Origin of the sequence: Nitrosomonas oligotropha (genome assembly GCF_900106555.1) — a bacterium.
Taxonomy (GTDB): domain Bacteria; phylum Pseudomonadota; class Gammaproteobacteria; order Burkholderiales; family Nitrosomonadaceae; genus Nitrosomonas; species Nitrosomonas oligotropha_A.
Window position 1 is genome coordinate 1 of sequence record NZ_FNOE01000060.1, and the last position, 3,862, is coordinate 3,862.

General features: G+C 43.8%; 4 protein-coding genes. All 4 read right to left on the reverse strand.

Features of this window, described 5'->3' with window-relative positions; translation table 11 throughout:
- Positions 1-353, reverse strand: a 353-nt coding sequence (locus BLU57_RS15395) for a helix-turn-helix domain-containing protein (RefSeq protein ID WP_176776451.1), incomplete at its 3' end; no start/stop codon positions are given.
- A 130-nt stretch (positions 354-483) separates the two neighbouring features.
- Positions 484-1,155, reverse strand: coding sequence for a hypothetical protein (locus BLU57_RS15400; protein ID WP_143027011.1), 672 nt, complete (start codon positions 1,153-1,155; stop codon positions 484-486).
- A gap of 166 nt (positions 1,156-1,321) precedes the next feature.
- Positions 1,322-2,218 carry a hypothetical protein gene (locus BLU57_RS15405; RefSeq protein ID WP_090322846.1) on the reverse strand — a complete coding sequence of 299 codons (897 nt, stop codon included), beginning with the start codon at positions 2,216-2,218 and terminating at the stop codon, positions 1,322-1,324.
- Positions 2,219-2,295: 77 nt separating this feature from the next.
- Positions 2,296-3,546, reverse strand: a complete 1,251-nt coding sequence (locus BLU57_RS15410; RefSeq protein ID WP_090322848.1) for a tyrosine-type recombinase/integrase — start codon at positions 3,544-3,546, stop codon at positions 2,296-2,298.
- Positions 3,547-3,862 lie beyond the last annotated feature (316 nt).

Sequence of the window (3,862 nt, forward strand, 5' to 3'; positions counted from 1 at the left end):
TCATTGGCGGATTGCCCTTTCAAGAAGGGAAGCCGCTTGGTATCGAAATGAACGAGCTCGCCCGGGTAAGATTTGTTATAGCGTTTCGCTTCACGTTTGAGACGTTCCTGGATGGTTTGCTCGACCTTGGCCAGACGTTTAAGACCGTACTGCAACGTCTTGAACCGTTGGTTGGTACTGTTACGCGGAGTAAATTCCTGTAGCCTGGCTCGTTTCAGTACGTCATAAATCGTTGGGCGGCTGACGTGGAAGTGTTCTGCCAGCTGAACTACCTTCCACAACCGGGTTTGATAAAGCCGCCAAATTTCCTGACGATCCAATAATGTTAAACGAGTACGTTTGTGTATGTTCATCTACAGTATTCTCCTGAATACTGTAAACAACGCTAGGGATTCTTACACATCACCAAATTATATCAAATAGCATTAACAGACCCTAGCTGAAAGAACTCCTGATTTTGAAATTGGCGAATATGAATAATAACTACAATTTATTTGAGCAGTACTTGCGCGTCCTTTGTTCTACATTAATTTGATATGAAGAACCGGGTTTAAGGATAAACTCACTTGCACCTACTTTGGAGTCTGCATTTCCCCAGTCGTAAGTGTAGCCCAAGCCCGTCCACGCTATTTTTTGCGATCTAAAACTGTCAAAATACAAATGTTGAAAATACTTACCATACTCTGTTTCCAAGAATCCTTCTGGAATCGAAACTTGGCATTGGTTATCAATAATTTCGTTATCAACACATGGGCGAAACAAGGAATCTGGTGTAACCCACATTTCGACAAACAAATCAGCAGAATGATCATGTGGTAAACCAAGATATTGCTTTAATCTTAGTTCCATTTCAGAAACAGATAGATTATTAATTTTGTTACAGAATTTCCTAATTTGTGGTACGGCAGTAACCCAAAGTGTAAATACTTTGTAATCACTTTCGAGTATTGTTTTATTGTTAAGATATTGATCGAAATCAGCTCTACTAATCCATGATACGACTAGAAGCTGAGTTTTGTCTTTATTCCAAACTAAATCAATATTGTTTGGAGAAATTATCCATAATTGATCGGATATTGAATTTTCTTTTACTATAGCCGCATCTTTAACTGCAAATTCATACCTTTCAGCCAAAGTAAGTTGTTGTGCAGACATTAGTTCTTCTACAATGAAAAACCAAGCAAAAAATATAAGCAGAAACTTCATTTTCGAACGAAACTAATTTTCACTATGTGAACCCATTGTAAATCATCTATTTCCAGAAAACTCTACTTAACACAAATTTACCTCAATGTAACATTGCAACCATTTCCGAAGCGCTTCATGCTGCCAACTGATCCATCAACTCAAAAATATACTCCCGTTCCACCGTCCCAGTCAGACGATCGCTTTGTTCCGAGAGAATGGTTGCTTTCAATACGGATAGTTCTGCCAGATTAATTGTGACCTTCAGCAAAACATAGTAAATCAATTCATACCGGATTTGACTTAAGTTATCCACGATCAATGAATATCCATCACGTTTCACACAATTGATCATGGCTCTGCGTTGCAACCATAAATCTTTCGTCCAGATGTCCGCTCCATCTTTCAGGTTGGTCAATGCAATTTTGCGGATGATGTCAGAATCACAGTGGTGGTTGATGAGGTATGACAGTGAAAAGAATAGCGCTGGATATAAAGCATGGAATTTGTCCCATTCAGCACTTGCCGTCATCAGTTCATCAGGAAACAGCAAATTTTCGTCAATCGAATTTGGTTTTCTCTTTTCTTTTTCCTTGCCGATACCGAGAACCCACCAGTCATAATAGGAATTTAGCAATTCCAGGGCGTGGTTGTGCATTCTTTCCTGGTCGGCCATGAACCGGCCCCATTGGGCTGCATTGGTCAAGAGTTTTATTCGACTGAGTTCCGCCCGGAATAAATCATTGTGGCAGGCTTGCCGTTTGGCGAGATAAGCTTGCATGGCTTCTTGCCCAAATTTATTCTGCAGGGTATTGAATAATCCAGCATCAAAGCCATACGTCAAGTAGTGATCGTATAAACGGCAGAATGCCAGATCGATCAGCGGTTCCGGATTATTGGGGTCTTCCAGTTGTTCGATCTCGGTTTTAAGATCATCGGCTTCTTCAAGATAAGCAAACCGGCTATAAATACCATGTCTTCGACCGGATGCCACGAAGTAAAGCATGGCGGATTCATAACAATATTCACACATACTGACCACTCCTTAAATTCATTAGAAAAAACAATATTCTTTCTAAAATTAGTGTGATCGGCGTGTGAGTGTGGAATTTATGATTGGATCGCTGCTGCCATGCCGTTGCAATAGCTGGCCCAATCCGTCATGAGCCTGATGCGTTTATCAAATAGATCTCCACGGCGATACGCGGCCTCGACTTTATTGGCGATGGTATGGGCAAGCGCCATTTCACAGACTTCCTGCGGGTAGGCGGTGGTTTCACTCGCCCAATCCCGGAATGTGGATCGGAAGCCATGTGCAGTCAGATCACCGCGCTCCATGCGTTTCAGTACGGCTGTCAGACTCATATCCGAGAGTGGTTTGTCTTGCTTGGTACCGGGAAAGACAAAATCAGATACGTGAAGTTCTTTCATGCGCTCCAGTAGCGCTATGGCTGCATCGGATAACGGAATTCGATGTTCACGTCCGGCTTTCATTCTGTCGGCGGGAATTAACCATAATCTTTCCGGTTGATTGATTTCCGGCCACAGTGCGCCTCTGACTTCACCAGAGCGGGCTGCGGTCAGAATTGCAAATTCCAATGCAGCGGCACCGATGCCGGGTTGATTGCGCAATTGCTGCATGAATTCCGGGATTTCCTTGTAGGATAAGGCGGTGAAGTGATTGACCTTAGCGATCTTGGAGGGTAACGGTAATAATTTATCCAAATGCCCTTTCCATCTGGCTGGGTTTTCCCCTTCACGATAGCCTCGCACGGTTGCCCAATCCAAAACGCTTTCAATGCGTCCGCGTAAACGGGTGGCGGTTTCTGTTTTGGTTTTCCAGATCGGTTCCAGAACTTTCAATACCAGACCGGTATCGACATGCGCCACGTTCAGATTACCCACAACCGGACAGGCATAGGACTCTAACGTGCTACGCCACTGTGCCCGGTGCTTGGGATTCTTCCAGGCATCGCCATGCGCATCCAAATAGCTTTCGATGCAATGTTGAAACGTGACCCGTTTGCTATGCGCTTTTTTCTCGGCGTCTTTTTGTTGCTGCTTGTCATCCAGGGGATCGATCCCTTGTAGTACTTGGCTGCGGCATTTGCTGGCTTGATGACGGGCTTCTTCTAGTGAATAATCGGAATAACTGCCCAGTCCCATATCCCGGCGGCGGCCAGAAAAGGAGTAGCGGTAAATCCATGAGGCTGCGAAACAGGGATTCATATCGGTGGAATTCGGATTCATATTGACGCAAAGATACAAACCCGGCACTCCCCCTACAGCGTGCATGCCTGGTGCCTTAGAGAGTTTTTTCACACCCAAGGCCGATATGGCAGACTTAATTCTTCCCATCATCCATCCCATCAAAATGTTTGGGATTTGATGATATAGCAAGAAACTCTTTGGAACAACAAAAACTAATAACTAATTAATAATTAACTGGATAGGATACATATTGAAACATCGTGAAACCTAGTTCAAGAAGACGCCTTCTCCGCCATTTCCCAATCCACACACTTCCACAGCAATCCACGAAACACACCGAAACACTTAATCTATAAGCAATCTGCTTTCCGTGTCAATGGCGGAGTAAAAAGGTACCAAATAGCGGGCGAAGAGTGTACCAATTAGGTTAATAAAAAAGAGGTTTTGACCTCTGGTTCTGCGCTTC

What these genes read in the sequence shown, in the direction of transcription:
- BLU57_RS15410 (WP_090322848.1), bottom strand. Translation starts at nt 3,546, where the DNA reads ATGATGGGAAGAATTAAGTCTGCCATATCGGCCTTGGGTGTGAAAAAA.
- BLU57_RS15400 (WP_143027011.1), bottom strand. Translation starts at nt 1,155, where the DNA reads ATGTCTGCACAACAACTTACTTTGGCTGAAAGGTATGAATTTGCAGTT.
- BLU57_RS15405 (WP_090322846.1), bottom strand. Translation starts at nt 2,218, where the DNA reads ATGTGTGAATATTGTTATGAATCCGCCATGCTTTACTTCGTGGCATCC.